The organism is Seramator thermalis (assembly GCF_004138125.1).
Taxonomy (GTDB): Bacteria; Bacteroidota; Bacteroidia; order Bacteroidales; family Dysgonomonadaceae; genus Seramator; species Seramator thermalis.
The window spans coordinates 39213-65519 of the sequence record NZ_RXHS01000014.1 but is presented as its reverse complement, the minus strand read 5'-3'; the positions used below and the strand labels follow the sequence as shown (position 1 = coordinate 65519).

At 38.1% G+C, this 26307-nt stretch carries 23 protein-coding genes and 1 rRNA gene; 8 read left to right on the top strand and 16 right to left on the bottom strand.

Annotated elements, in window-relative coordinates:
- Positions 1-189: ribosomal RNA gene (locus EJN84_RS10235) — 16S ribosomal RNA — on the bottom strand; the annotation flags it as partial.
- Positions 190-723: 534 nt separating this feature from the next.
- On the opposite strand from EJN84_RS10235, the gene EJN84_RS10230 reads away from it, so the two are divergent.
- On the top strand, positions 724-2565 hold the full coding sequence (locus EJN84_RS10230) for an ABC transporter ATP-binding protein (RefSeq protein WP_129595335.1): 1842 nt from the start codon (positions 724-726) through the stop codon (positions 2563-2565).
- Position 2566: 1 nt separating this feature from the next.
- Here the strand turns inward: EJN84_RS10230 and EJN84_RS10225 are convergent, their stop codons facing one another.
- The 4 genes from EJN84_RS10225 to nadC form a co-directional block, all read right to left on the bottom strand.
- On the bottom strand, positions 2567-3127 hold the full coding sequence (locus EJN84_RS10225) for a 5-formyltetrahydrofolate cyclo-ligase (protein WP_129595334.1): 561 nt from the start codon (positions 3125-3127) through the stop codon (positions 2567-2569).
- Positions 3128-3202: 75 nt separating this feature from the next.
- Entirely contained in the window at positions 3203-4846 is a 1644-nt protein-coding gene (locus tag EJN84_RS10220; protein ID WP_129595333.1) for a S41 family peptidase, read from the bottom strand.
- A 14-nt stretch (positions 4847-4860) separates the two neighbouring features.
- The gene (locus EJN84_RS10215) at positions 4861-5295 is read right to left on the bottom strand and encodes a dCMP deaminase family protein (RefSeq protein WP_101488094.1); all 435 of its coding nucleotides are present in this window, start codon (positions 5293-5295) and stop codon (positions 4861-4863) included.
- A 5-nt stretch (positions 5296-5300) separates the two neighbouring features.
- Positions 5301-6146: a carboxylating nicotinate-nucleotide diphosphorylase gene (gene nadC / locus EJN84_RS10210; RefSeq protein ID WP_129595332.1), complete on the bottom strand. Its 846-nt coding sequence runs from the start codon at positions 6144-6146 to the stop codon at positions 5301-5303.
- Positions 6147-6427: 281 nt separating this feature from the next.
- On the opposite strand from nadC, the gene istA reads away from it, so the two are divergent.
- The 4 genes from istA to EJN84_RS10190 all read left to right on the top strand — a co-directional run bounded on the left by istA (position 6428) and on the right by EJN84_RS10190 (position 11298).
- On the top strand, positions 6428-8008 hold the full coding sequence (gene istA / locus EJN84_RS10205) for an IS21 family transposase (protein ID WP_165004254.1): 1581 nt from the start codon (positions 6428-6430) through the stop codon (positions 8006-8008).
- A complete protein-coding gene (istB, locus tag EJN84_RS10200) occupies positions 7971-8726 on the top strand; it encodes an IS21-like element helper ATPase IstB (protein ID WP_129595330.1) in 756 nt (251 codons plus the stop codon). Before istA ends, istB begins: the two co-directional genes overlap by 38 nt.
- Positions 8727-8866: 140 nt before the next feature.
- Positions 8867-9319: a 23S rRNA (pseudouridine(1915)-N(3))-methyltransferase RlmH gene (rlmH, locus tag EJN84_RS10195; protein ID WP_129595329.1), complete on the top strand. Its 453-nt coding sequence runs from the start codon at positions 8867-8869 to the stop codon at positions 9317-9319.
- Between the two features lie 677 nt (positions 9320-9996).
- Positions 9997-11298, top strand: coding sequence for an alpha/beta hydrolase family protein (locus EJN84_RS10190; RefSeq protein ID WP_165004251.1), 1302 nt, complete (start codon positions 9997-9999; stop codon positions 11296-11298).
- 231 nt (positions 11299-11529) lie between these two features.
- On the opposite strand, the gene EJN84_RS10185 is transcribed toward EJN84_RS10190, so the two are convergent.
- Complete coding sequence (locus EJN84_RS10185; RefSeq protein WP_129595327.1) at positions 11530-12201, bottom strand: DNA alkylation repair protein; 672 nt, start codon at positions 12199-12201, stop codon at positions 11530-11532.
- Positions 12202-12305: 104 nt separating this feature from the next.
- Here EJN84_RS10185 and pepE point away from each other — a divergent pair, with 104 nt between their 5' ends.
- The 3 genes from pepE to EJN84_RS12265 all read left to right on the top strand — a co-directional run bounded on the left by pepE (position 12306) and on the right by EJN84_RS12265 (position 15821).
- Positions 12306-13022, top strand: coding sequence for a dipeptidase PepE (gene pepE / locus EJN84_RS10180; protein WP_129595326.1), 717 nt, complete (start codon positions 12306-12308; stop codon positions 13020-13022).
- 16 nt (positions 13023-13038) lie between these two features.
- Complete coding sequence (gene nhaA / locus EJN84_RS10175) at positions 13039-14262, top strand: Na+/H+ antiporter NhaA (protein WP_129595325.1); 1224 nt, start codon at positions 13039-13041, stop codon at positions 14260-14262.
- A 1355-nt stretch (positions 14263-15617) separates the two neighbouring features.
- Complete coding sequence (locus tag EJN84_RS12265; RefSeq protein ID WP_129756384.1) at positions 15618-15821, top strand: hypothetical protein; 204 nt, start codon at positions 15618-15620, stop codon at positions 15819-15821.
- A 265-nt stretch (positions 15822-16086) separates the two neighbouring features.
- Here the strand turns inward: EJN84_RS12265 and EJN84_RS10165 are convergent, their stop codons facing one another.
- From EJN84_RS10165 to EJN84_RS10120, 10 genes are all read right to left on the bottom strand, one after another.
- On the bottom strand, positions 16087-16341 hold the full coding sequence (locus tag EJN84_RS10165) for a hypothetical protein (RefSeq protein ID WP_129595323.1): 255 nt from the start codon (positions 16339-16341) through the stop codon (positions 16087-16089).
- Between the two features lie 168 nt (positions 16342-16509).
- Entirely contained in the window at positions 16510-17214 is a 705-nt protein-coding gene (locus EJN84_RS10160) for a DUF4595 domain-containing protein (RefSeq protein ID WP_129595322.1), read from the bottom strand.
- Positions 17215-17270: 56 nt separating this feature from the next.
- On the bottom strand, positions 17271-18500 hold the full coding sequence (locus tag EJN84_RS10155; RefSeq protein WP_129595321.1) for a J domain-containing protein: 1230 nt from the start codon (positions 18498-18500) through the stop codon (positions 17271-17273).
- A gap of 9 nt (positions 18501-18509) precedes the next feature.
- Positions 18510-18872: a DUF805 domain-containing protein gene (locus EJN84_RS10150; RefSeq protein WP_129595320.1), complete on the bottom strand. Its 363-nt coding sequence runs from the start codon at positions 18870-18872 to the stop codon at positions 18510-18512.
- Between the two features lie 318 nt (positions 18873-19190).
- Positions 19191-19424 carry a hypothetical protein gene (locus EJN84_RS10145; RefSeq protein WP_129595319.1) on the bottom strand — a complete coding sequence of 78 codons (234 nt, stop codon included), beginning with the start codon at positions 19422-19424 and terminating at the stop codon, positions 19191-19193.
- A gap of 417 nt (positions 19425-19841) precedes the next feature.
- Positions 19842-20276 carry a hypothetical protein gene (locus EJN84_RS10140; RefSeq protein ID WP_129595318.1) on the bottom strand — a complete coding sequence of 145 codons (435 nt, stop codon included), beginning with the start codon at positions 20274-20276 and terminating at the stop codon, positions 19842-19844.
- Between the two features lie 15 nt (positions 20277-20291).
- Positions 20292-20771, bottom strand: coding sequence for a hypothetical protein (locus EJN84_RS10135; RefSeq protein WP_129595317.1), 480 nt, complete (start codon positions 20769-20771; stop codon positions 20292-20294).
- A 364-nt stretch (positions 20772-21135) separates the two neighbouring features.
- A complete protein-coding gene (locus tag EJN84_RS10130; RefSeq protein ID WP_129595316.1) occupies positions 21136-22980 on the bottom strand; it encodes a hypothetical protein in 1845 nt (614 codons plus the stop codon).
- A gap of 493 nt (positions 22981-23473) precedes the next feature.
- A complete protein-coding gene (locus EJN84_RS10125; protein ID WP_129595315.1) occupies positions 23474-23653 on the bottom strand; it encodes a hypothetical protein in 180 nt (59 codons plus the stop codon).
- 643 nt (positions 23654-24296) lie between these two features.
- Positions 24297-26243, bottom strand: coding sequence for a hypothetical protein (locus EJN84_RS10120; RefSeq protein ID WP_129595314.1), 1947 nt, complete (start codon positions 26241-26243; stop codon positions 24297-24299).
- Between the last annotated feature and the right edge of the window lie 64 nt (positions 26244-26307).

Here is a 26307-nt window from a genome sequence, read left to right as displayed (position 1 = left end):
CCCCTGTGTTATAGGGTATTAGTCCGTCTTTCAACGGGTTATCCCCTTGTAGTAGGCAGGTTGCATACGCGTTACTCACCCGTGCGCCGGTCGCCACCCGTGTATTGCTACACCGTGCTGCCCCTCGACTTGCATGTGTTAGGCCTGTCGCTAGCGTTCATCCTGAGCCAGGATCAAACTCTTCGTTGTATATTGTTTTTTTTGTTCCCTTGAACTTGCCATCTTTCGGCTTCTGTTCACTCTTAAAAAAAACCTTACCCCTTTACGAGTCAATCCACTTAAATTCGGCTCCTTCTTGTCACGACTTCTTTTCCTTTATATTCCGTCGTTCCTTCGTTTCTAATTGAACGGGTACCAATCTCTCTTGTATCTTCCGATACAAGCCTTGTATACTGCTTTGTCTTAAAAAAAACGTGTATGGAATGTTTTCAAAGATCTTCTTTTCTCTCCTTTCGAACTCCGGATTAATCCGTTCGTCCTCAAAAGCGGGTGCAAAGATAGATACTATTTCCTTTCGGTCCAAATATTCTACCAATCTTTTTTCATTTTTTTTGTGGAGAAAAAATCGACTATGCATTAGTTGATTGATTGTCTGACTATTTAGCAGGTATATTTTTTGAAAGATTTTTTCGGAATAAAGAGGATTTGATTGTTTTCCTGTAACGAAATTGATCAGGAATCATATTTTTTGCTTACCTTGCGGCCGATTTTTTAACAGGATATATGAAAGGTATTATTAAAATATTAAATCGATTTCTCCCCCCCTATAAAAAGGAAGTCATACTGTCATTTCTATTCAATATTTTGACGGCATTATTGAATGTGTTTTCTTTAATGACGATCATTCCCATACTCCAGGTTTTGTTTAAAATAAACACTCGGACGTACGAATTTATTCCTTGGAATGCGAAAGAATCGTCGCTCATCGATATAACGATGAACAACGGATACTGGTATCTTTCACAATTGATTGAGACATATGGAAGTAGCAACACATTGATGATTTTGTCAATTGTGCTGGTGATAATGACTTTTTTGAAGACAGGAACCGCATATTTAGGATCATATTTTACTGTTCCCATACGAACAGGAGTGGTAAGAGACATCAGAAACAGAATCAACGATAAAATTCTGACACTTCCGATCGGCTTTTTTTCGGAAGAGAGAAAAGGCGATATTCTTGCCCGTATTTCGGGAGACGTCAATGAGGTAGAAAATTCGGTGATGAGCTCGCTCGATATGTTGTTTAAAAATCCCGTCCTCATCATCATCTATTTGGCGACAATGATTGCTTTGAGCTGGCAACTTACCATTTTTGTATTGATTCTATTACCCGTTATGGGGTATGTAATGGGAACGGTGGGGAAAACACTGAAAAGGACTTCTTACGAAGCTCAAAATAAGTGGGGAGAATTAATGTCGCAGGTAGAGGAAACGCTGGGCGGCTTACGCGTTATAAAGGCGTTTAATGCCGAAAAAGCCATTTCGAACCGATTTCACAAAGGCAGCAACGAGTTTCGACGCATGTCGAACAGAATAGCCAGACGTCAATATCTTGCACATCCGATGAGCGAATTTCTGGGAACGCTTACGATTGCTGTCGTACTATGGTTTGGAGGTTCGCTCATTTTGAAAGGCTCAGGATTGGTCGATGCCCCTACCTTTATTTATTATCTCACTATCTTTTACAGCATCATCAATCCGGCAAAAGAGTTTTCGAAATCAGCCTATGCCGTGCAACGCGGTTTGGCGTCGATGCAACGTATCGATAAAATTTTGGGTGCCGAAAGCGAAAGGAACAATAACGCTGCCCCTAAAAAAATACGATTCACACGTGAAATCAGTTATCGACAGGTGTGGTTTGCATACGAACAAGATAATTGGGTGCTAAAAAATATTGATTTGTCCATTCCCAAAGGAAAGACAATTGCTCTTGTCGGAGAATCGGGATCGGGAAAATCGACCTTGGTCGATTTGCTATTGAGATTCTATAGCGTGCAGCGCGGGGGAATTTTTATCGACGATATCAATATCGAGGATGTCACGCTTTACGATCTGCGATCACATATGGGATATGTCAATCAGGAAGCCATACTCTTTAACGACACTTTTTTCAACAATATCGCTTTCGGTACCCAAAATGCTACTCTTGCACAGGTTGAAGCAGCCGCCAGGATTGCCAACGCGCACGATTTTATTATGGCTACCGAGCATGGTTATCAAACCAATATTGGTGACAGGGGTAGTAAATTGTCGGGCGGACAGCGACAACGCATTAGCATTGCACGAGCCGTATTGAAAGATCCCGAAATCTTAATTTTGGATGAAGCAACATCGGCATTAGACACAGCATCGGAAAAATTGGTTCAGGAAGCACTCGACAGACTTGTCAAAAATCGTACGACCATTACCATAGCTCACCGCTTATCAACGGTAAAAAACGCAGATAGGATTTTTGTAGTCAGCAACGGTGAAATTGTTGAAGAAGGCACACATGACGATTTATACAAAAAAAATGGTTATTATCGCCAATTGTGTGATATTCAGCTCGATATTAAAAAATAAATTATCCGATAACAATCTCGTTTTGAGCAACAATCATATCCATTTTGATATCCCAATCCTCAACAGGGATACTCTCCAACAACTGAAAATCAAAACATATACCGATTTTGGGAGACTTCAACTGAGATAACAGTCTATCGTAATACCCCTTTCCTCTTCCAAGTCGATTGAGCTTTCTATCGAAAGCGACGCCCGGAACAATAATTAAATCGATTGAGTCGAAATCGACAAATTCATCACCTCCCTCAGGTTCAGAAATACCTAAAGCACCTTTCTTCATTTTTTGCCCCAATCGAAATTCTTTTAGCAAAAGGTCTTCGCCTCTCACCACAGGTAAAACGAATCGTTTGGAATGAGCATAATCACTCATAAGCTTATGCGTATCCACCTCGTCGCCCAAACTGTAATATGAAAGAACGTTTTGTGCCTGTTGAAATAAGGATGTCAATTCGAGTGTCTGAATCACTTCATTGGAAAAATCGCGTAATTGTTCGGCGGAGAATTGTTTTTTCGCTTCCACAATTTCCTTTCGCAATACATGTTTCGAGCCACCAATTTTCATACGACATTGCTTTTTAGCCCAATATACCGATGAGCCAGAATCAAAAAAATGACATGAACCACACTTGTCTGCAAATTAGTGAGAAAGTTCGTAAAGACCATTAGCTACAGCATCAGGCAAAGCTTTTCCGGAAGTTATCAATTCGATAGCCTTTTTCACGACATTATCCTTTTCCACCAAAACGGAATAAAATCCTTCTTCGCCCCAAAAGTTTCTGATGACATAAGCATACAACTGCGATTCGAGCAATTGCCTCGACTCCTCGATATAATAGGGCCTGCGACGTATGCCTTTGTAATCGGCATAACTAACCAGATTTTCTAACAGCGGCTGTTTTTGCAGATACCGATAAAGTTCGAACCAACTGTCAAACCCGCTCAGTTTAGATCTGTTTTCGTCGCTGTACAACATAGCATATTCCTGCACCAAATCGTTATTGACAAGCATGTTGAAATATGGATTTATTCCCGTGGTATCGCGAGGAATAAAAATGTCGGGCATAATGCCGTCTCCACCATAAACAACCCGTCCCGACTCCGTTTTGAACGGAATCAGATTGGAGTTTGAAGCAGTATCAACATTCACATAATCGCCTTGCAAATAACGATTGATAGCATCCATTTCATACTCATCGTATTTACCTTTCTCGTACCGGCGCTGAATGGAGCGTCCCGAGGGAGTATAATAACGGGCAACGGTCAAACGAATGGCGGATCCGTCATAGAAATCCCGTTGGCTTTGAACAAGTCCTTTACCAAACGAACGGCGTCCGATAACAAGTCCGCGATCGTGATCCTGAATGGCCCCTGCAAATATTTCGCTGGCCGATGCACTCATCTCGTCGATAAGTACAACAATTTGATCGTTCTTACATGTCCCCGATCCATTTGCATAATGATCGGTTCGTGGAAAACTCCGTCCTTCAGCATAAACAATCAAATCGCCTCTATCGAGAAACTCGTTTACCATCGCCACCACCGTTTCGAGCGAACCACCCACATTTCCCCTCAGATCGATAACAAATGAAGCGGCGCCCTCACTTTTGAGCTTAGAGATAGCCGAAATAAACTCACTGAATGTATTAAATGCAAATGTTCCTACTTTTATATATCCGATATCGTCGGTCAACATAAAAGCAGCCGGAATACTGTTCATGGGAATATCATCACGCGTCACCGTAACTTCGGTATAAGTACGCTTGGGAGGACGAACAATGCCCAGCGTTACTTTGGACCCTTTGCTGCCACGCAACATTTTAAGGACTTGATCGTTGGTGATTTTTTTGCCGGCCACCACCGAATCGTTTACCTTGACAATACGATCTCCCGGGAGAATTCCCGCGGCTTCCGACGGGCCACCTGCCACAAGGCTGGTAACCGTTATCGTATCTTTGAGAACATAAAAACTAACCCCGATACCCGAAAAATGTCCTTCCAAATCTTCATTTACTTTTTTCATATCGGCCGCCGAAATATAGGCCGAATGCGGATCGAGTTCTTGAACGATATTGGGGAGAGCCTCTTCGATAAGTTGATTGATGTCAACTGTATCGACATACGATTGACGTATATAATCGAGAATTGCTTCAAGTTTTCCTACACCTTTTACATTACTCGCACTATCGAAAGCTGCAAAACGATTGCCAATAAATATACCCGCAGCGATGCTCAAAGCAATCCACAGAGGCACCCATGTTTTTGTTTTCTTTTCAGGATCCATGTATTTATATTCTTTTACTTATCGATCACGATCGAAACAGTTTCAATATTAGCTCTTTTCAACAAATCCAGTCCATCGCTCAAACGATAAGAATCGGCATAAACAACACGTTTTATTCCGGCCTGAATGATGAGTTTCGCGCATTCGATACACGGAGACGAAGTTACATACAGCGTAGCACCTTCGCTACTATTATTGGAGCGAGCCACTTTTGTTATTGCATTGGCCTCAGCGTGAAGCACGTAAGGTTTTGTCATATTATTTTCGTCCTCACACACATTCTCGAACCCCGATGGAGTCCCATTGTATCCATCAGAAATAATCATCTTATCTTTCACCAGAATAGCTCCTACCTGGCGTCGTTTGCAATAAGAATTTTCGGCCCATATAAGCGCCATGCGCATATACCGCTTATCTAAATTGAGCTGTTTTTGTATGCTTTCTTCCATAATTTTTACAAGGCTTTCAGGCTCATATCGAGGCTTTTGACCGAATGAGTGAGCGCACCCACCGAGATATAATCAACGCCACACTCGGCATAGCTGCGAATGGTTTTTTCGGTGATACCTCCCGAGGATTCGATCTCGACACGCCCATCAACAATCTTCACTGCTTCACGCGTATTTTCGATCGAAAAATTATCGAGCATAATGCGATCGACTCCTCCTACGGCCAGCACCCGACGAAGTTCATCTAAATTGCGAACCTCAACTTCTATTTTTAGTTTTTTGTTTTTTTCTTTTAAATAGGCTTGCGCTCGCGATACAGCATTTTCAATCCCCCCTGCAAAATCTATATGATTGTCTTTCAATAAAATCATATCGAAAAGGCCAATACGGTGATTCTCTCCTCCGCCTATCTTTACAGCCTGCTTTTCGAGCATTCTCATTCCGGGAGTAGTTTTGCGCGTATCCAACACTTGCGTTTTAGTGCCTTCCAACAAATTCACATACTTGCGAGTAGTAGTAGCAATACCACTCATACGCTGCATGAGGTTGAGCACCAATCGCTCTGTTTGCAACAGTGAACGGGTCTTACCTTCAACCGTAAAAGCCACATCGCCGGGTTGTACGACAGCCCCGTCTCGAATAAAAATTTCCAAGTGCAGTTGTGGATCAAATTTATGAAAAACGGTTTCGGCTATTTCAACTCCGGCAAGTACACCTTCTTCTTTGATCAGCAACCTTGCTTTCCCGATAGCCGAATCAGGAATACTGCATAGTGTAGTATGATCGCCGTCACCAATATCTTCAGCAAAAGCCAATTCTATAAGTTTGTCTGTTAGTTCGTTAACCTCCATATCAAATGTTATTTCCACCTAAGCCTTTCAGTATAAACAATAAAACAACGAGATTGTTAAATTTTTAATATTGGAATAATTTGCAAAATTATAAAATAAACTATTACATTTGTCTTTTTCAGCATAATTTTGTATGAGAAAACAGCAGCAAGACGCGAAATGAAAATTTGTCTGACAGTAATGGGTGTATATATTACTCAAAAAGTACCCCACATTTCAATGGAAAAGTATACCGGTCAGCAACAAGAACGGATAGCATCCGTTCATAAAAAATGATAAGCATGTATACAAAACAGGAAATAATCATCAGGAGTTATCGTGAGGGAAAAAGTCAGAGACAAATATCGCGAGAACTACAAATAAGTCGCAAGACGGTAAGAAAGTATCTCAGAGAACATGAAGAGGCACTGCAAACGGCCGTGAGTGAAGCAGCAGGTCGGACAATCAATTTATCGAGAGCACCAATCTATAAGAAGGCACAACCACGCACAAAAATAAAACTAACCCGTGAGGTAGAGTCTGCTATAGAGGAGTTGCTTGAAAAGAACGAACAAAAGAAGCAGCAAGGGCAGGGAAAGCAGCTGCTCAAAAAGAAAGACATACTCGAAGCACTTCAAGGTCAGGGCTATGAAATAGGTTACACCACAGTGTGTAATTATATTAGTCAAAAGGAAAACCGTCAAAACAGGGAGGAAGCCTATATCCGCCAAGTATATCGGCCGGGAGAAATATGCGAGTTTGACTGGGGAGAAATCAAACTCGAGATATCGGGAAAACGGAGATCGTTACAACTTGCCGTTTTTACCCCCGCCTTCAGCAATTACCGGTATGCTTTTATCTACGAACGGCAAGATACACTTGCTTTCCTGGAATCCCATGTGCGGTTTTTTCAAACCATCGGAGGCGTTTACCGGGAGATGGTTTATGACAACATGCGCGTAGCGGTAGCCCGGTTTGTGGGACGTCACGAAAAAGAGCCCACCGAAGCATTGCTACGTTTACGGGGACATTATCAGTTCAGCCATCGGTTTTGCAACCTGTATCGAGGGAATGAAAAAGGGCATGTAGAGCGCAGCGTAGAATATGTCCGACGCAAAGCCTTTTCCAATAGAGATTCCTTTGCCGATATCCCTGAAGCGCAGCAGTGGCTTGAAACAACTTTAAAGAGGTTGAACGGTATCCGACAGCAAGGAACGGGGAAGAGTGCCGAGGAGCTGTTTTCGGAAGAAAAAGCCCTCTTGGTCAAGCATCCCGCAGCAGGGATGATCTGCAGTGAACAGGTGCAATCGCGGGTAGATAAATATGCTACCATCTCCTATCGAACCAACCGCTACTCGGTGCCGGATCATCTGGTGGGAGAATTTGTAGAAGTCAGCGTGCATAGCCGAGAGTTGCAGATCTATTTTGAAAACCGACGGGTAGCTACTCATGTGAGAAGTTACGAGAAGCATAGCTGGAATATCGATATCGAACATTACCTGGCAACCTTTAAGAAAAAGCCGGGAGCACTGGCCGGGAGTCAGGCTCTTGCCGACAACCATTATCTTGGAGCGTTGTATCGGAACTTCTTCCGGGATGAACCCCGCGAATTTATCGAACTGCTTTCTTACTGTCGAGAACAGAAGGTAAGTGAAGAAAAGCTGGAGGAATCCCTCAGGCGATTGCTGGGCACCTCACCCGATGGAGTAAGTGTTGAGAAGCTTCGAGCCCTCGTGGGGAACACCCCTACGGTAACCCCGAGCAGGGAATCAGAAGATAAAATCAGTATGAAAGCCAAAGAACAACTTGCCGACATCACACGGTTAATGCATCAAACCAATTACAATGGACACCATCAACCAACAAATCACCACATACAGTAAGGAGCTTCGCTTGCCTGCTTTCCGGCGAGACTACAAAGAACTGGCCATAGAAGCGGCCAGGGAGAGACTTAACTATGAAGACTATCTGGTAAAGCTTATGGAGCGGGAATATGAATTACGGCTGGAAAATCGGAAAAAGGCACAGATAAGAAATGCCCAATTCCCTTCCAAGATGTATCTTTCCGACCTGGAGCGCAGCCAGTTACCGCCGGCCGCCCAAGAGAAACTGCCGATACTGGAGAGATTGGATTTTATAGCCTCCGCCCAAAACGTAATCCTTGCCGGCAATCCCGGTACGGGTAAAACCCATATCGCAATAGGACTGGGACTGAAAGCCTGCATACAGGGATATAAAGTACTCTTCACCACCGTTCACCGATTATTGACCCAACTGCGTGAATCACACGCCGGGCGAACCTTAAGACAGGTAGAAGCACAATTTGAAAAATATGACCTGGTCATTTGCGATGAATTCGGTTATGTTTCCTTCGATAAACAGGGAGCGGAGCTGCTCTTTAATCACCTCTCTTTGAGGACGGGCAGAAAATCGACCATCATTACCACAAATCTGGGCTTCGACCGCTGGGAAGAAATCTTCGGTGATCCCGTACTGACGGCCGCCCTTGTTGACAGATTAACCCACAAGGCTTATCTGATAGATATGAACGGGGAATCGTACAGAATGAAACAAACCAGAGAAATGATGGGCGGAAAATGAAAACAGTAGTGAAAATAAGAGCGCCCGTTTCCTACTTTTTGGAGGTACCTCCAAAAAGTAGGAAACTAACTTGGAATTTATTTTAAAATGGTATACTTTTGGATTGAAATACCGGTACATTTTTAGAGTGAAATAAACAAATGGGGAAAATGGACGACAAAACTTTATCACAACTTCTTGACAAGTATGAAAAAAGGATTGTGCACTATATACCCTTCGAAAAGGAAATAATCGAAGACGTCAAAAATGTGAAAAATTTGTCGGAGAACGAGCAGAAAGTTTTGGAGGGAAACAAAATACTGAAATCGATACAACCGGGAGATTACGTGATACTTCTCGATGAGAAAGGCAAGGAATTAACCTCACGAGATTTTGCTCAATTTATCGGGAAAAAAATACAAACAATCGCTAAGCGTATAGTTTTTGTGATAGGTGGTCCTTACGGATTTTCGGACGAAGTCTATGTTCGAGCCGACGAAAAACTATCGCTCTCGAAAATGACTTTTACGCATGAAATGGTCAGACTCATCTTCACCGAACAACTTTATCGGGCAATGACGATTTTGAGTGGAGAACCTTATCATCATGAATAATTGGGGCGAATCTATCCACAAAATATGTGTGTTGAGCTGAGTGAAACGCTTTGTGCGGCAAAAAACTGTTTCACTATCCGAGAAAAACAGGCTTCATAACTAAATCGTCAAAAGGAAAATAAACAAAAAGCCATACTACGAAGTTTGTTCAGTGTTCGATACAAGTTCGATGACCATTCGATCGGTTTCGAATCGTAGTTTCGCGAATGCTCCTTCGAACGGAGTTGATTCGAACCAAGTACGACGCAAATACGACGCAAATACGACGCAAACATGCAAAAAACACTTGCAAAGGTTTTGAAAACAATTCCCGAAAATGGATGCAACTCAAAACATTTGAAAATCAAACAGATAGCCAATTCACGAATCTGAAAGCACAAGAATAGAAGTCAAAAAAAACGAACGTATCGGGAAAGGGTAAAAAATACAAAAGTCGGATGCACTTCAATACAAAGTTTTTTCGCACTTTTGCAATGTAGAATTTGTAGTAAACTAAGCGGCGTCGCAAATGATCCGGAAAGAAAACTTACAGAAAAAAAAATTAATCTATTCGCAATTCTATGAGAAAGTTTTTCACGTTGACAATCGCAATATTTTTCGCAAACATACTATTTGCCCAAAATATTATTGGCTCTTGGAGCGGCGTTTTGAACGTATCCAACACAAAACTACAAGTTGTGTTCAATATCACGCAACAAGATTCGAGTTACACATCCACAATGGATAGTCCCGATCAGGGGGCTTTCGGATTACCCACAACGAGAACTACCTTTGCAGATAATAAACTCGAAATCGTTGCCACGGGATTGGGAATTTACTATCAAGGCATTTTGGCGGGCGATTCCATTGTCGGAAGTTTCAATCAGGGCGGAATTTCATTCCCGTTGATTTTGAAAAAAGCTGAAAAAGTACAATTCAATCGTCCGCAAACACCAGTCGAACCTTATCCTTACACGAACGAGGAGGTGATAATAGCTCTGAAAAAAGACAATATAACGCTTAGTGGAACATTATCGAAACCCTATGGCGACAGACACCACCCTGCCATCATTCTCATTTCGGGAAGCGGTCCGAACGATCGCGACGAAACTATCTTCGGACACAAGCCATTCTTGGTATTATCCGATTTTCTCACCCGAAACGGTTTTGCCGTAATTAGATACGACAAACGAGGAGTTGGAAAATCCACCGGCGAGTACAACAAAGCAACGATAAGAGATTTTGCAAATGATGCCGCCGCGGTGGTCGATTTTGCAAAATCGAGAAAAGATATCGACCCCGCAAATATCCACGTTATAGGACACAGTGAAGGAGGAGTGATAGCGGCTATGCTTGCTTCTCAAAATCCGAATATTCGCTCGGTTGTGTCGATGGCAGGACCCGGCGTTAAGGGATTGGAAATCGTTCAGGACCAAAACAGGGTGAGCATGCAGGCTCAGAAGATAGAACCCGAGACCATCGACAAATTATTGGAGCTCAACCGTGAAATTTTGCAGGGAATAATGGAATGGCACGGAACGGAGAACGAACGCACGACCCTAAGAAATCAACTCGGGGTATTGTGGGAACAGCTCCCAATTCTTGTGAAGATGAAAATGAAAAAAGATGTCTTCGTCCGCAACAACTATAATGCTCTTGTAATGCCGGGTTACCGAAGTTTCCTTTCTATCGATCCTGCCGAATATTGGGAAAAAACAAAATGCCCTGTTTTTGCCATAAATGGTGAAATGGACACACAGGTACTTGCCGAAAAAAACTTAAACGCTATCCGAAACGCATTGACGAATGGCAACAACAAAAGTTTCGAAACAAAATCGTATCCGAAACTCAATCATCTGTTTCAGGAATGCACAACGGGATATGTGGATGAATATGCAAAAATTGAACAAACCATATCACCCGAAGTTTGGGAAGATATTCTTGCTTGGTTGCAAAAACAACAAGGCGAGAGCAGTAGCAGAGACCTCAGGACAAAATAAAAAAATTACTCAACCAACAATACTTTCCTATCAAAACAAGCATAAAACGATGAAAGGACGAAAAATTATTCTTTTAATTCTTTGGATACTACTTGGTATAATAGCTATAGCCACACTATTCCTCTACTTCACGTTACCTCACTGGAAAGGAATATACGTCGCAATTATGGGAGGATTTTTGATACTTAATTTGCTTGTGATTATTTTTTTTGTCAATCGAAATTTTAAAAATTAGTTGTTGTCGAACTCAAATTTCAATAAGCTATACACCTCTTGCAGTGCAGGAATTCCCGAATCGGCCATAATTTTTACTTTTTCCAGAATCTCTCTCGACAGTTCACTCGACAACCTTCCGGCATATTTAAGCGCATTTACAGCACTTTGACGCAAAAAAAAATCAGAAGAAGAGAGATCATTGACAGCATTTCGAACCAAGGTGGTGCAATCAATGTCCGGAATTTGCACCGAATGAATAATCATTAATCGGGCAAAAAGCCAATAGGCTGTTGTGCGTATGCTTTCGTTATCCGACGAAACCCAATGATTCACCAAATCATGAGCGTAAGGAAGATTTTGAAATAAATTCATGCACACCTGTTGTCTGATTTCCTGATTAGGAATTTCACGGCACCATTTCCGGGCATTTTCTTCCGAAAAATCGTCGATTGGATACAGCAATGTAGCCAATATCTTCAATTCGCGAACATCTTCCTTCCAAAGCATTTCCGATAATATTGGATCGCAATCGTAATTGTTTGCTATCTGCCTCAGAGTCGGCAAATTCACCCCAAAGTTCAACCGATATTTCAATCCCTTTTCACGCATACTGGTCGAAACGACGCCGTCCATCGACTTGCGCAATTTCGCCCGAATCTCTTTCAGCTTAATCTCTTTCTCCATCATATTGATTTTATTGAGAAGTCATAAAAGCAATTAAATCGACAAAAGTAAGTATTTTTGAGGAAATTTGATTATTTTTGCACTCATTTCAAAAGAATGAAGCGATCATGAGAATTTTACTGATAAGCAATTCAACGAATCCGGGTGAAGGATATCTGGAACATGCAAAACCACATATCAAAAATTTTCTGGGAGATAAGCCCAAGAATGCCATTTTTATCCCCTATGCAGCCGTCACCTTTTCATACGACGAATACGAGAAAAAAGTAAATGACAAATTTGAAGAAATCGGTCATCACGTAACATCCATTCACAAGTTCAACAACACCGCAGAAGCTATAGAAAATGCCGACGCCATTGTGGTGGGAGGAGGGAACACATGGCAACTTGTGAAAACACTTCAGGACAAAAAGTTGATGAAAGTAATTCGTCGAAAAGTGCGACACGGAATTCCCTACATCGGCTGGAGTGCCGGATCGAATGTAGCTTGCCCGACGCTCAGGACAACGAATGATATGCCCATAGTAGAACCCAAAAAGTTTAAAACGCTCAATCTCGTCCCGTTTCAGATCAACCCCCACTACCTGGACGAACATCCGACCAATTACGCCGGAGAAACTCGCGAAGTGCGTATCAACGAATTTATAACGGTAAACCCTGATATTTATGTCGTTGGGTTGCGCGAAGGTACGATGCTTTGGCTGGAGGATGACGATTTGTCGCTTGTCGGAAATCGGCCTGCGAGAATATTTAAATATAAAGAAGATCCGATAGAACTTTCGGGCGAAGACGATTTCAATTTCTTGCTTAAAGCTGAATCTTAATAAAAAAAGAAGGCTGATGACGACCCAAACCATTCATCATCAAACGAACAAAAAGAAGTTTTCGTTTAAAAAATTTTTTCACGAAAGCTACTCTGTCGGGATTATCTTACTTTTTTGCACGCTTTTATCTCTCATTCTCACCAACATATCGGGTGTGGGGGAATTTTACAATTCGCTATGGGAATTCGAAATTCCCTTAGCTCACGAGCTTCATCTACCACACACGCTACTCCATTTCATCAACGATGCATTGATGGCCATCTTCTTTTTTCAGGTAGGAATGGAGATAAAACGAGAAGTGGTAGCAGGCGAACTATCTTCGCCAAGGCGAATGCTTCTCCCGGTTGTTGCAGCAATGAGCGGTGTTTTGTTTCCGGCACTCATTTTTTTAATCGTGAATGCCCAATCTCCGTATCAGGCAGGGTGGGCAATCCCGACAGCCACCGACATTGCTTTTTCGTTAGGAATACTCAGTTTACTGGGTAAATCGGTGCCACATTCTCTGAAGATTTTCCTAACCGCGCTCGCCATTATCGACGATCTTTGTGCAATCTTAATCATAGCTTTTTTTTATGCGTCCAACCTCAATCTTATTTGGTTGACGGGAGTTATTGTTTCCGTGCTCGCTATTTTCTTTCTTATACGCTACTACAAATCAAAACTTGGGAAGAGGCTTATATTAATACTCTCAATCGTCACATGGTATTGTATGTACCGCTCGGGAATACATTCGACATTTGCGGGCGTTGTGATTGCCATGCTACTGCCCATCGACACCATTCGAGTTTACGAAAGGAAACTGCATCTGCCGGTTAACTTTGTGATTTTGCCTCTTTTTGCTTTAGCCAATACAAGTATCTTTATTACCACGTCCGCATTAGCCGGTTTGACCTCTACCCTATCTCTGGGGGTCTTTCTTGGTCTATTTGTAGGGAAACCACTTGGAATTTCTCTCGCTATATTCGGATTGACAAAAAGTCGGATATTACCCACCATGAGCTCATCGAGATGGCTACAATTCATGGGTGTGAGTATTTTGGCCGGGATAGGATTTACAATGTCCATTTTTGTTTCTACATTAGCCTTTGACGATAAGGCAATACAAGATACATCGAAACTTTCGGTACTGATTGCTTCATTTCTGTCGATGATAGTCGGATATTTTTGGTTGAGAATGGCATTTCGTGGTGGGGAAAAGCAGTTGGTGAACGATAGCATTTCTCGATCAGAAACGGTTTGAGAAAGCTCTCGAAGTTTGTAATGCTTTTTTGATAAAATTTAATTCGGGAATTCATCGGAACCGGAAAGTACCGGCTTTTACTAAACGACTATAAACTCTTTAATTACAGAACATTAAGTCCAATCAAGACAAAACGTATTGAGATAAAAGACAAAATATATTCTAAAAGTATGTTTTATAATATGTTTTTTTATTTGTTTTTTTGCGGTGAGCCGTTTATCTTTGCAGCGATAACCTAAAACAATCTTTTTTACCTTAATACCTGTACCCGATTAACCGAAGACAAAAGAGGCCATCTCGAGCGAGGTGGTCTTTTTTCTTTTTTTGTTTTCCAAACTTTTGATACAAAAAAAGCGCCGCCTAAGGCAACGCTTGTGACCCCGGAGGGGCTCGAACCCTCGACCCATTGATTAAGAGTCAATTGCTCTCAAGGCATCAAAAAACTGCGTTTTTTAATGCTACCAACTGAGCTACTGCACTTTATAGATATTTGTTTCGACTGTTTTTTTGAACCGTTATTTTCGGTTTGCTTATTGGTTTACCTTTGTTGGATAAATCGAGATTTTGTTAATAATTAAGTTGTTTATAATTGGAACATTAAAGGGTTGCTCTCCTCTTTGTTCTTATTCGTAAAGTTACAGAAAAAGATTGAAAATGCAAATGATTATTGAATTTATATTTTAGTAAGTTACTGTGAACTACTAATATATTTTTTCAGAAAACTTATTTCGTTATTCAGGTGATATTTCTCCTAAAAAATGATTTTTTTCTCTTTAATAGGAGAGGAACAGTGGAAATAGGTTGATTGTCTGCTATATAAAAATATTTTTTTAAACAGGTATGATCCGCGTTGAAATTAGTAGGATAAAATATGTGAGAGGAGAATTTTAAAATATTATGCCTATATATAGACCATTTTCAATTTTTTTCCCCATTCTTGAAATAAGCGGTTTACATAACGATAGACGATACATGGGTGTTTTTCAATTTTATGCTTTTAAATGGAAGGGGTGAGGAATAAATGCAAAACTTAGCGTATAGCACAATGGTGGCTTGTTGTTTTGTCAAGGTTTTTTGCGAAAATACTACCTGAAAGTGTGGAGATTTTTGCAAAAACCGTAAGGCTTGACCTTTACAAAACAGGAAAAGCCACATTATTTTTGCGGTGTTTTCATTTATAACTATTATAAGGAGAATTGGTAATGCAGCCTTGAGCCGACCGAAGGCGAGTGAAAAAGCAGCGGAACGAAGTGGAGTGCTTTTTTTAGCGAAGCCGAAGGGAGAGGCGCGAGCCGTAAGCGAGTGGAGCGAGGGCGCAGGCAGCAGGAAGCCCGCAACGAAGTGAGGGCAGCGGAATGCTGCCGCGTGCGGCAGGGCTGGCGCAGTTTTTTGCAAACGGAGCTTGTGCAGGGAAAGGCAAGTGCCTGAATGAGCGATTACGTGAAGTGGAGTGTAGAGAATTGCCGTTTGAGGAGGAATTGATGATGATATTGTGGAAATGCGATGAGATGGAATTACGTGCAACAAAGATGGCAAAGGATTGCTCAACGGCAAAATGAACGAAACGGAACGTAACGAAAGAGCGAAAGAAGGCTCTTGCTCGGGAATAAAAAATGGGTGCTGTGTGAAACGAATGAGCATAACCGAAGAATGAGGCGAAGCGAATGAGGAACACACGGCACAAACGATAGAAAGGGTGGGCACAAGCGACGAAAAAGAGGCAAAAACTGTGACAGCCCGATTAGCCCGAGCGACCAGCAGGCGAGCAGAAACAATGAGTGGCGGCTGCCCCCTGATAGAAAATGATTTGACCTATTTGGGGTTTTAGGGGGCAGGAGTAGCCACGGGTGAGGATTGAGCGAGCGTGTGTAGCAAAACAAGCATGCACGCGACCATGAGCACCAAACGTAGCGAAGCGGAGTGAGACGGAGCGCAATGGGCAAGTGTGCATGCGTTAGCCGGCAAGGGCAGCGAAAAAAATACTACCTGAAGCGAAGCGAGGTGTGGAGATTTTTTTAAGCTGCTTGTTATACCCTTGCGGCTATGTTTTTGCGAACAAAGCAAGCGATTGACGAACACCTTATTACCAATTCATTTAAATTGCTGTTTCACCTCGTTATTCGGTGAATGGGGAAAAAATTCAAATAAATCCTCGTTATATAGACCATTTTTGAAAATTTTCCCTACTCTGAAAATAGAGAGTTAAGACACTTCTAAACTTGAATTTCGTCACAATATCTTCTCCTTCTAATCATAGGCAAATCTGTAAAAGACGGTTTTGCCGTTATTTGGATAGATCATTGCTATTTCTATTACAAATCCTTCATTGTCTGTTTTATATTGATAAGAAATTTTCTGTTCTCCTTGTCCAATACTTGCAGGTAGATGTTTGGTAGCTTTGCCTAACCGTGCGTAATATGGATAAACAAGCGTGCAATTTATATCGTCGATTTTTAAGAATAATCCAAATTTATTTTTGTTTTCGAGCGTTGTGTAGGTAACATCAATCTGTTGGCCTTCATAATTCATTTGCACCATGTCGTCATTTTTCCACGTAAACAACATCTTTCCGTTCTCGTTTTCGATGGAAGATAATTGTCCTTTTTCGTTATAAAACATATTACCGAAAAATGTAACAGGAAAACCGCCATCCTCTGCAACCTTAATGTAACCTTGCTCGTTTAATGAACAAGAAACAAACTGGTCGCCTTTGCTGATACGGAACGTATTTGTATCGTACTCAAAATGGGTTGTCCCAAATATTTCGGAATTATCGGGAATGGCTGTTGTGATTCTATTTTGAGAATCGTATTTTAGTGTGTAATGATATGTGTATTCTGCACTTTGGACGGTTATTGTTGTTACTCTTTTTGAGGAAATATTACTTGCTTGCGCTAATATTGTACATAGTGATAGCAACAATATGAACGATAGAATTTTTTTGAATTTCATTATTTATCTTTTTGAGATTTCATTTAATTATGAAAGTTTAGTAAGCTGAGTTCGAGTTATAAATGCAAATTTTTTATATCATCTAAATCTTTTGATACATAAATAACAATAGAACCACAGCCTGTTGCTCCCATTGAATAACAGCAGTTTAAATATGATCCTTTGACTTTATATATACCTGAAAAATCCGAATTATTATCATTATTTTGGGAAGAGAGTTCCTGTAAATACAACTTTTGATTTAAATATTGAAGAATCTCGTTTGGATCTTTGTATATAAGGAATGTCTCGATTTGTAAAACAAAAGCTCCTACTCTTGCTCCATGTAAACTAATACCCCATTCCCCGTCATCTCCAATTTCGTTTTTAAAAATGGGTTTTCCATCAATCGTCAATATAGAAGTAAATCTAATTTTAAATGGAAGTATATCTCCGTCAATTAAATTACTGTCATAACGTCGTATTTTATCGTTACTATTATAAATACTCCAAGGAACAGCTCCATCATCATTATTCGTGATAAAAGTATTAATTATTTGTGCAATATCTGAACTTGACTGAATTGAAGAATTATCTTCGGAATCAGCATAATATTCAGCAGCCCTTATAGAATCCAGACATTCAGCAGCCCTTATAGAATCCAGAATAGCGTTCTCCCTGTATTGATTAATCTCGGCTATTGAATCTGCTATATATTTATCAATAAAATCCTGATGACTATTATTATTATTATTATTATTATATATCCATAATATAAAAATTAGTAATGGTATAAAAAACAATAGTAAATATATCGGTGTAGTGCTTTTTATAACATTAATTGTAATTTCTTTCTTTATGGTATTTTTATGATTTGAAAAAAGAAAAACGTAATTAGTACTTTCCGTTGGAGTAAATATTGCAGAACCATTTGCAGGGTAGGCTCCATGTCCAACAATAATCAATTCTGAAATATTTTCAGTTTCCCATGCAAATTCAACTGTTTCACCAAATTTTACAGCATTTTTATTTACAACAAGTTTAACTGACGGCTCATTGTAAAAATCATTTTTATTTTCCTCATTATCTCTTTCCTGAAAATATTGCTCATCATATTCTTTCCTTTTGTCATCATCAGATAAAACTTCGTAAGCTTCTTGAACCTCTAAAAAACGAGCATTGAAAAAAGAATCATTCCCATTTTTGTCAGGATGGAATTTTGATGCAAACAATTTGTATGCTTTTCTTACTTCTTCTTTAGTTGCATCTGGAGATAAGTCGAGAATTTGATAGTAATTTTTAAACATATCTAATATCTATTCTTTGGGATTTAATCCATAAATATTTGTATTTGGCTCACTGTCGGTGCAAAATAATATAATTAACCATATTGCACCAACTAATGGAATTAAGCTGACAAGAATCATCCAGCCACTTTTGCCAACATCATGTAGTCTTCTTACGCTTACTGATAATGATGGAATGAAAACAAATAGTGAATAAAGGACAGAAAAAATTCCATAATTCAGGTCTTCGAATGTTAAACCTGATACATTATCAACAAAAATAGCACAAAGGGTAAAAACAAAATTCATTAATGCAAACATCCAATACTCTCTTCTACGCGCACGTCCTTTAAAATTTGCGTAGTTCTGTAAAACTTTAATATACCAATTCATTTTAATAAAATTTTATTTTCCCTCTCCGTCCCCCAAGTTCGGTATTAGACAATAAAAAAGCGTCGGAACTGTTAGACTTTACCGGCGGTCAAAATCTAAAACGCTTTTCGTTTAATAACTAATAAATTGCACTGCTGCACAATGTTTTACTAATGTTTTTATTATTTTATTATACAGAACTTTTTGTTTTTTATAAGAAATTTTCTGCACTCCCTGTCCTCTTGATGTGCGAAAGTGATCTATAGTTTTACCTAAAAATGAATAATACGGAAAACGGGCGTGCAATTTTTTTCATCAATTTTTAAGAATAAACCGAATTTATTTTTTATTAAAAAGGCCTACAATAAATGCAATGACAAAGACAATTCCTCCAATAATCAGCAGCCATTTGAGAATAGTAAAAAGAATGGTCGTTATGCCATACCCTACATATAGCCCGCCTTCAATCAAATCAGAACAGCCGCTTAATACGAACATAAGCACCAAAGCGCCTAATATTAGCTTTGGTTTTAGCTTTTGAAAAACTACATAGTGATTGAATATTTTTTTCATAAATTCATGATTTAATATATTATACATTTGTATTCAAAATAATACCAATCATCATTTGCAGAAATAATGATTCCAAGAATTGCGATGTTATCAGATGTTTTAATCAACCTTCCGTAATGGTGTTTTGTTATGAAAGTACATCCCGAAGATATGTCTTGAACTTCGTACATTTTGTTCTCAGATGAACCTTTATTGTCTGTCCACTTGAAGACTTTTCGGTTCAAATCCAAAATAAAAGAATCTTCATTGAACGGAATCTCTTTTGGAGTATATCTGAACACAAATCCATTCTTCAGATGATAACATTCAGTCATCTTGCTATAAGTGGCTTTTAATTTATATATTTTTGGAGTTGCATTTATGGATGAAATGTTTAGCAAGAATATGAATAATAGAACGAATCGATATTTTTTTGCGTCATAAATAATTTATTTTTCGAGTATCTTTCATCGAATTTATAAAGTCTGTAAATAGCTTTTTTTCAAGTGAAGCTATCATTCCGAGTCTCTTGTTGTATATGTCATAGAATTCGATATATTTATTTTTGTCTTCAATCTGTATATGGCAAATAGCATTTCTAAGATGTACTAAAATACTTGCAATGTGGTTGTTCTTATTGTTTGTAAAATAAATGTGATTGACACTTAGGTTTTGTTTTTCTTGTTCGATTGTTGCAGAGTTCATTTTAGTAATAACAATGTTGTGAGTAGAGCAGAATTTTTTGAATTTTCTATCTTGAACATTGAATCCCCTTGGTTTTTGCTGCTTAATCTCTTTCTCAACGTAATAAACCAAATTGTAAAAAGTTAGTATTTCGTCATCTTTAAATGGTATAATGTTTTTCGTAATCATAGTCTCTATTTAAAATTATTCTAAATCCCAATATAACATATTAGCTTCATCAATTAAACGCACACTCGTAATTTCGTATTCTGAATATTTTTTAAACAAAATTTCCATAGAAAACACCTTATCTCCTAATTCTTCTGAATTTGTCATAGTATTGGATTCAGCATCATATTCAAAGTTGTTCGTTACTTTTTTTACTGGTGTATTGGTTTCTGCACCACCTTGGAAAAGTCTTATATGTGGAGACGAAATAGCTTTGTAGTTTAATTTACTTAGTTTATTTTCTATTTTACTTTTTACTTCAGCTTCGTCTTTCTCATATTGTAAATTTTCTGCGGCTATCTGTTCTTCTGTTTTAATTGGTCTCTCGGGAATTGCTTCTTCGCTATTTCTCGAATTGCTCTTGGATTCATTGCAAGACTCAAACATTACGCTTGATACAACCAACACAATGCAAACACTTTTCAAAATACTGTTATTAAATTTAGTAAATCCCATAATAAAACCTCCCTCCTCCCCGTTCCCCAAGTTCGGCATTAAAATTTAAAAATAAAAAAGCGTGGGAACTGTTAGACTTTACCGACTGTCAGGCTCTACCAAAGCCCAAAGTATCGTATAAAGCAACAGCCCCACGCCGTATTGACGTGGAGCGTTTGTTGCTATTACCCCGATACTTTTGTAAAATTTGGTAGATTTTGACAGTCTGGGCAATATCTAAAACGCTTTTATATTAATTGATAAAAGTATTTGAAATACAACGCTTTGTATATTTCTTTGCAAATGTACTTAATTTTTTTATTATAGAAATCAAAATTGGAAATATTTTTGTGCCTGATTTACTCTTTTTTTACCTTAATTTATCTTAATATGTCATTTTGCTTTTTATTATAGTGATGCAATCAGTTGATTTACCTTTTTCTTTAATTGTATGGCGTTTTATTTCAAACCATTGTGACAGATCTGTGGCTTTGGCTGCTTTTATTTTATTGTATTCCTCGTAAAGGGCAAGGTCTGAATATATTTTTTGCAGCTTTTTTTTACATTCACTTACACGCATTGTGCTGCCTTCCTTAATGCCAATATCATTCAGACATTCAATAATTTTAGCATCATTTGATTTATTTCCTTGATATTTAAGTATCGTTCTTTTTATATTTGTAACATTGTATTTTAATCCTTCGACTTTGTCGGCTCCTAACGTGTCGTAGGCAATTTTTACCAAAGGTTTTTCTTTTTCAATCAGCGAGATTCGTTCATCTATGTTTCCAAAATGAAACATGGGAATATCTTTTTTGAGTCTGACATATTCGTCGAATAAGTCTTTGAATGAAATTTTTGCTTTCTTGTTTGTCATGAGTTTGTCTGTGTAAACCATAACATCTTCGGATAAAACATTAAATCCATATTTGCCATACTCATTTTTAAGTGTTATTCTTGAAGCATAAAGGCTGTGTGTAATTTTGAAGTTTACAATGTCTAACTTAACCAAGTTTTCATCAAAAAACAGTTTATCTTCTTTTTTATAAATATATTGTTCGTTCAATCCTGCTTTGTTGCCTTTTTCAATAATTGATATGTTTTTTTTACGACTTTCTTCGCTCATGTTATTCACTTCATCGATCCACTTTTTTGTTGTTTCGATTTCTTTTTGTGAGAATGCTTTGAACTCTTCGTAAGAAGTAAAATTGTTGTATCGGGTTTCTGAAAAAATATGGGTTATTTCTGTTTTATAGTGTGAATCGCGAATGCGTCCGCATATTTGAATGATTAATGTTGAAATATCCAGTAGCGTATGTGATTTGTTTTTATCGCTGACAATGTAAGTTCTTCCGTTTTCATCGTAGATATCGCAACCCTCAAAGCATGTGGAAGTATAAAAATTGATTTGTTTTACAGGGTCTGTTGTCGTAGCAATCTGATATTCGATCCCTAACTTATTTTGATTGCTTTTGCGGCCTCTACCGGGTGAAGTGTTGTTGGAACAGATAACACGGACCTGATCGGGTTTTAAATTTGATTTTGAAATTGCTTCGGCAATAAAATCAACGCTGTTCACAAAGAAATGCAGGTTACCGAACATTTTGCCTGTAAGTGCATCGGTTATCAGTCTGCAAACCTCATTTATTGGTCTGGCAGTAATAACCGGTTTGATATTTACTTTTACCGTATTGGGCCATGACACTTCAACAATAGGCAGATCTTTGAGTTCGTTCAGAATAAATTCATCTTCGATGGGTGTAGCAGTCATATAAGTTACTTTTTCGAATTTGCGACTATGAAACAATACTTTTTTCACGGCTTCATTCCTAAAGGCATAACTGTTGAATAAAATATGCCACTCATCGACCAACAAATAAAACCGGCTGTATGGTTCGTACCCGTTTTGTTCAAGTAGATAGATCAGGTGTTCCAATTTGTCATAAGTTACTGCGATTTTTTTCTTCGGGTGGTTTTGCATGTAATCTAAAATTTCTTGATCTGTAACTCCCTGATATATGCCCAATAAATCGGGGTGCTGCTCTGTTTTGTTTTTTATCGTATTGACATAGGGCATAGCAATAATTGTGTCTATCTCGTTTAGTATGGCAATGGTGGTTCCACCACAGCCTGTTTTGCCTTTATCGAACAGGCAATTAGTCGGGAGTTCGGTCATAAAATCGCTCAGGTATTCGTCTGAGTCTTTTGGTTCAATAATTTTTTTACTCATAAAATAAATTTTATGGTTTATAAATGATTTATCTGAATCGTGTGAGGAACGGATTTTTTTTCTTTTTTCTCTCTTTATGTTTTCGGTGTTTCCGAATATAAAAATCCGTCTGATTATCTGGGGAGTTGCGACGCAAATCTATGAAATGAAGTTAGCGGGAGAACTTGATATGCAAATTATGCGTTTGAAAATCGGAAAATCCGGCAGAAAGGTCAAAATAAAAACAGGTTGATGCCTGTTCTTATGCCATATTGTCCAAGATTTAATTTCAGACAGTTCTGAATGTAATTGTCATTGATTTTACCAAAAAAAAATATGCTGCTTTTTTTCTTTAAGTCACCAAGTTATTTTACTTGCGAAAGTTGAATTTGTTATTTGTACAATAGAAAATTTGTGGCATGAATAAATTATTCTGGTTCAAACTCAGATAATAATTCAATGGCGTCAATGTATTGAAATTTTGAGTATTAAAATTATTGACATCTGCTTTTTGTCAGCAAAGGTTTTGAAGGAGATTTTTAGGTCGTGCAAGTTTCGCAATTTCAGAAACATTTGAATGCTTTTTCATTTCTACGCTTGAATCAGCGTTTTTGATTCGTGAAACAAATTTAGTCAGGATTTTTGAAACATTTTGAAGGTTATCGATAGTCGATTTCTGTATATTTTCAGCCATTTTGTCATCGTTTTTACATTTATAATGGGATCATCTAATGTGTTGGTAATCTATTTATTATTACAAAGGTACAAAATCTTATGGAGGTAAATTGCTGATCAACAAAATTATTTGGTACGCGGGATTAGAGATAATGCGAGGCTGAAATATGGGGAATGAAAAAGGCAAAGGACATAAAAGAAAGGCTCTATGGACAGTAGAGCTTTACGGATCGGAAAAAGCGGAGCTATGGGAGGTAATAAAGGCTACCGGTTATTCTAAGATTTTGTTTTAATCGTGGACGAAAAAGAAAAAACTATAAGAATCATTTTCCTTTTTCATTTACACAATCTTTTGAATAGTGTCAAATTTTCCATTTCCCCCGAGTTAGGTATTAAATTAATCAGTTATATTGCTGTCATTGTTTTACAAATATATCTGTACTTTTTGTTTTTTATTTTTCCGTGAAAATCATTGACACATTGGTGATGCAATAGCGTTTACAGAATTGTTTTTATTTTTTTACCGCTGTACATAAATTTGACGAAATTATATACTCCCTGTTACTATTTTCTCGTATCATAAAAGGAAATATAAATAATGCATAAAACCTTGTTTTTCAGTTTGTTAATACAAACTGTGTGTGGGAGTGGAGTTCTCTTAATCACTCGTGCTCTTTATCGGGTTGGAAATCAAATAATTGTATCAAACCTGTATGATTACCCCCTGATTTATGCTGCTTTAATTTGTAGTACCGTTCTATTATAGGTATTTTTATTTTATCTCCATGCATTATATTGGTAGTAATGCCATTTTTTGTAAAAATTTCTCTGAACCCTTCCGTAAGCTTATCGATATGATGCTCTTGATTTTCACCAAATCGAGCAAGAATTTCATCACAAACAGTTTTTGAGAACATTTTTTCTTCATTTAGCTTTTCTTCGTGTTCCTTTAGTAGTTTGTCTATCGCACCTTTTTGATATTCGCAATCTTCCATTGGCTTTTTCCCGAGTATATGGTAAGCACTAATATTGTACTCAACCTCTTCCAACCTCTTTCGATCTTCTTCTCTGTAAAAATAAGCTATTGCGGACTCTTTTTGACTATCAGGCAAATCACTCGTATGTATTAACTCTAATTGCTCAACTAAAAACTTTCGTCTTTCTACCGTATTTTTGATTTTTGAAAAATCCGTTATTTTTGGACTACTAATAACAAATAACGCATTTTCATGATTTATAATAAAATGACTTGTCCTTTGATAGGCTTCATGTAAATTATTGGGTGCTGCATAGTATGCCTTCACTCGGTTTTCATCATAGAAATTATCTATCTTGAAATAGTTTAATTTACCGTCTTTATCTAAGAATTTGTTATAAACTGCTTTTGATTGTGCTTCGGTTTCAGCCAAATATCGTCCCGATTTTTTTTGTTCAATTCCCTCCCTTTGTATAATGCTATCTGTATGCATTAATCTTAATTGCTGATCTTCAAATCCTAATTCGGCTTTATCTATATATTCTCGTATTTCTGATTCATCTAAAATCGGATCTTTAATTCCATAAGTTGAAATGTGAGTGAGAGAGTTGAATTTTTTACCGTCTTCATAAGAATTACGGAATCGTCCGTATATTTGAATGCTATTAGTAAAAGGATCAATTTTTGTATGTTCAGCTTCATCCAAATCGGTTAATATCAAAATATCGGGTTTTGCAGGTGACAAAATATCAACTGCGGAAAAAAAACGAGAAGTGAAAAAATTGTATCTTGCTAAAGGTAAATCTAAATCGGGATAGATATTTTTCATCGGGTCTTGCTTACCTTTAGATTTAAAAACGCTCTTTGGAGAACAGAACACTTTGTAATCTTCTATTCCGTTACTTTCTAATTGTTTGATTAATTTATGAATTCCCGATGTTGAATTAAAGAATACACAAACACATGGACTACCTTTAAACTTTTCAAAGAAATCTGCAACCGAACTATAAAAATCATTAGTTGTGATAAGTGTTATCTTTTTTTTGTAATCAAAGGATGGTTGTATTTCAAGCAGATAGAAATTTTGCTCCTCAAATTTTGGATGTCTTGCTTGTAATGGTGTTGCTGATAAAAAAGCCTTGCTATTATATAAAAAAAAGTCTTCCATCGGCGATGAAATTTGTTCCCGATAATCTATGTCTTGGATAACTTTCTCGCATTCATCAAATAAACAAAAATAGTTCTCAAATAAATTGATATTATTCTTATTGGCTACTTTACGAACCTTTGAGTAACTTTCGGGTGTACAAAGTACTTTTTTATATTTTACATCTTTATTGAGCAGATATTTTTTAATTTTATTATCCGTAACACCCTCATAAACACCTAATAATTTATCATTTTTATCTGTTTTACCCTTGATAACAGGTACATTCGGCTCAATTATTACAGAGTTTCTTTTTGCTTTAATTTCACTATAAGTAGCTCCTAAACCCGGGAGAGTTTTATGAAAAATGCAATTTGCGGGTATTGCATCTAATTCAAAACCCTCTCTTTCAAATACATCAATCAGATACTCGTTTTCATTGATTGCGATGTATTTAGCTTCACTTAAATTAAAGATGTTACTCATATTTCTATTTTCTCTTTTAGTATGAATAAGGGGAAAATTTTCAAAAATAAAAGTCTTTATATGC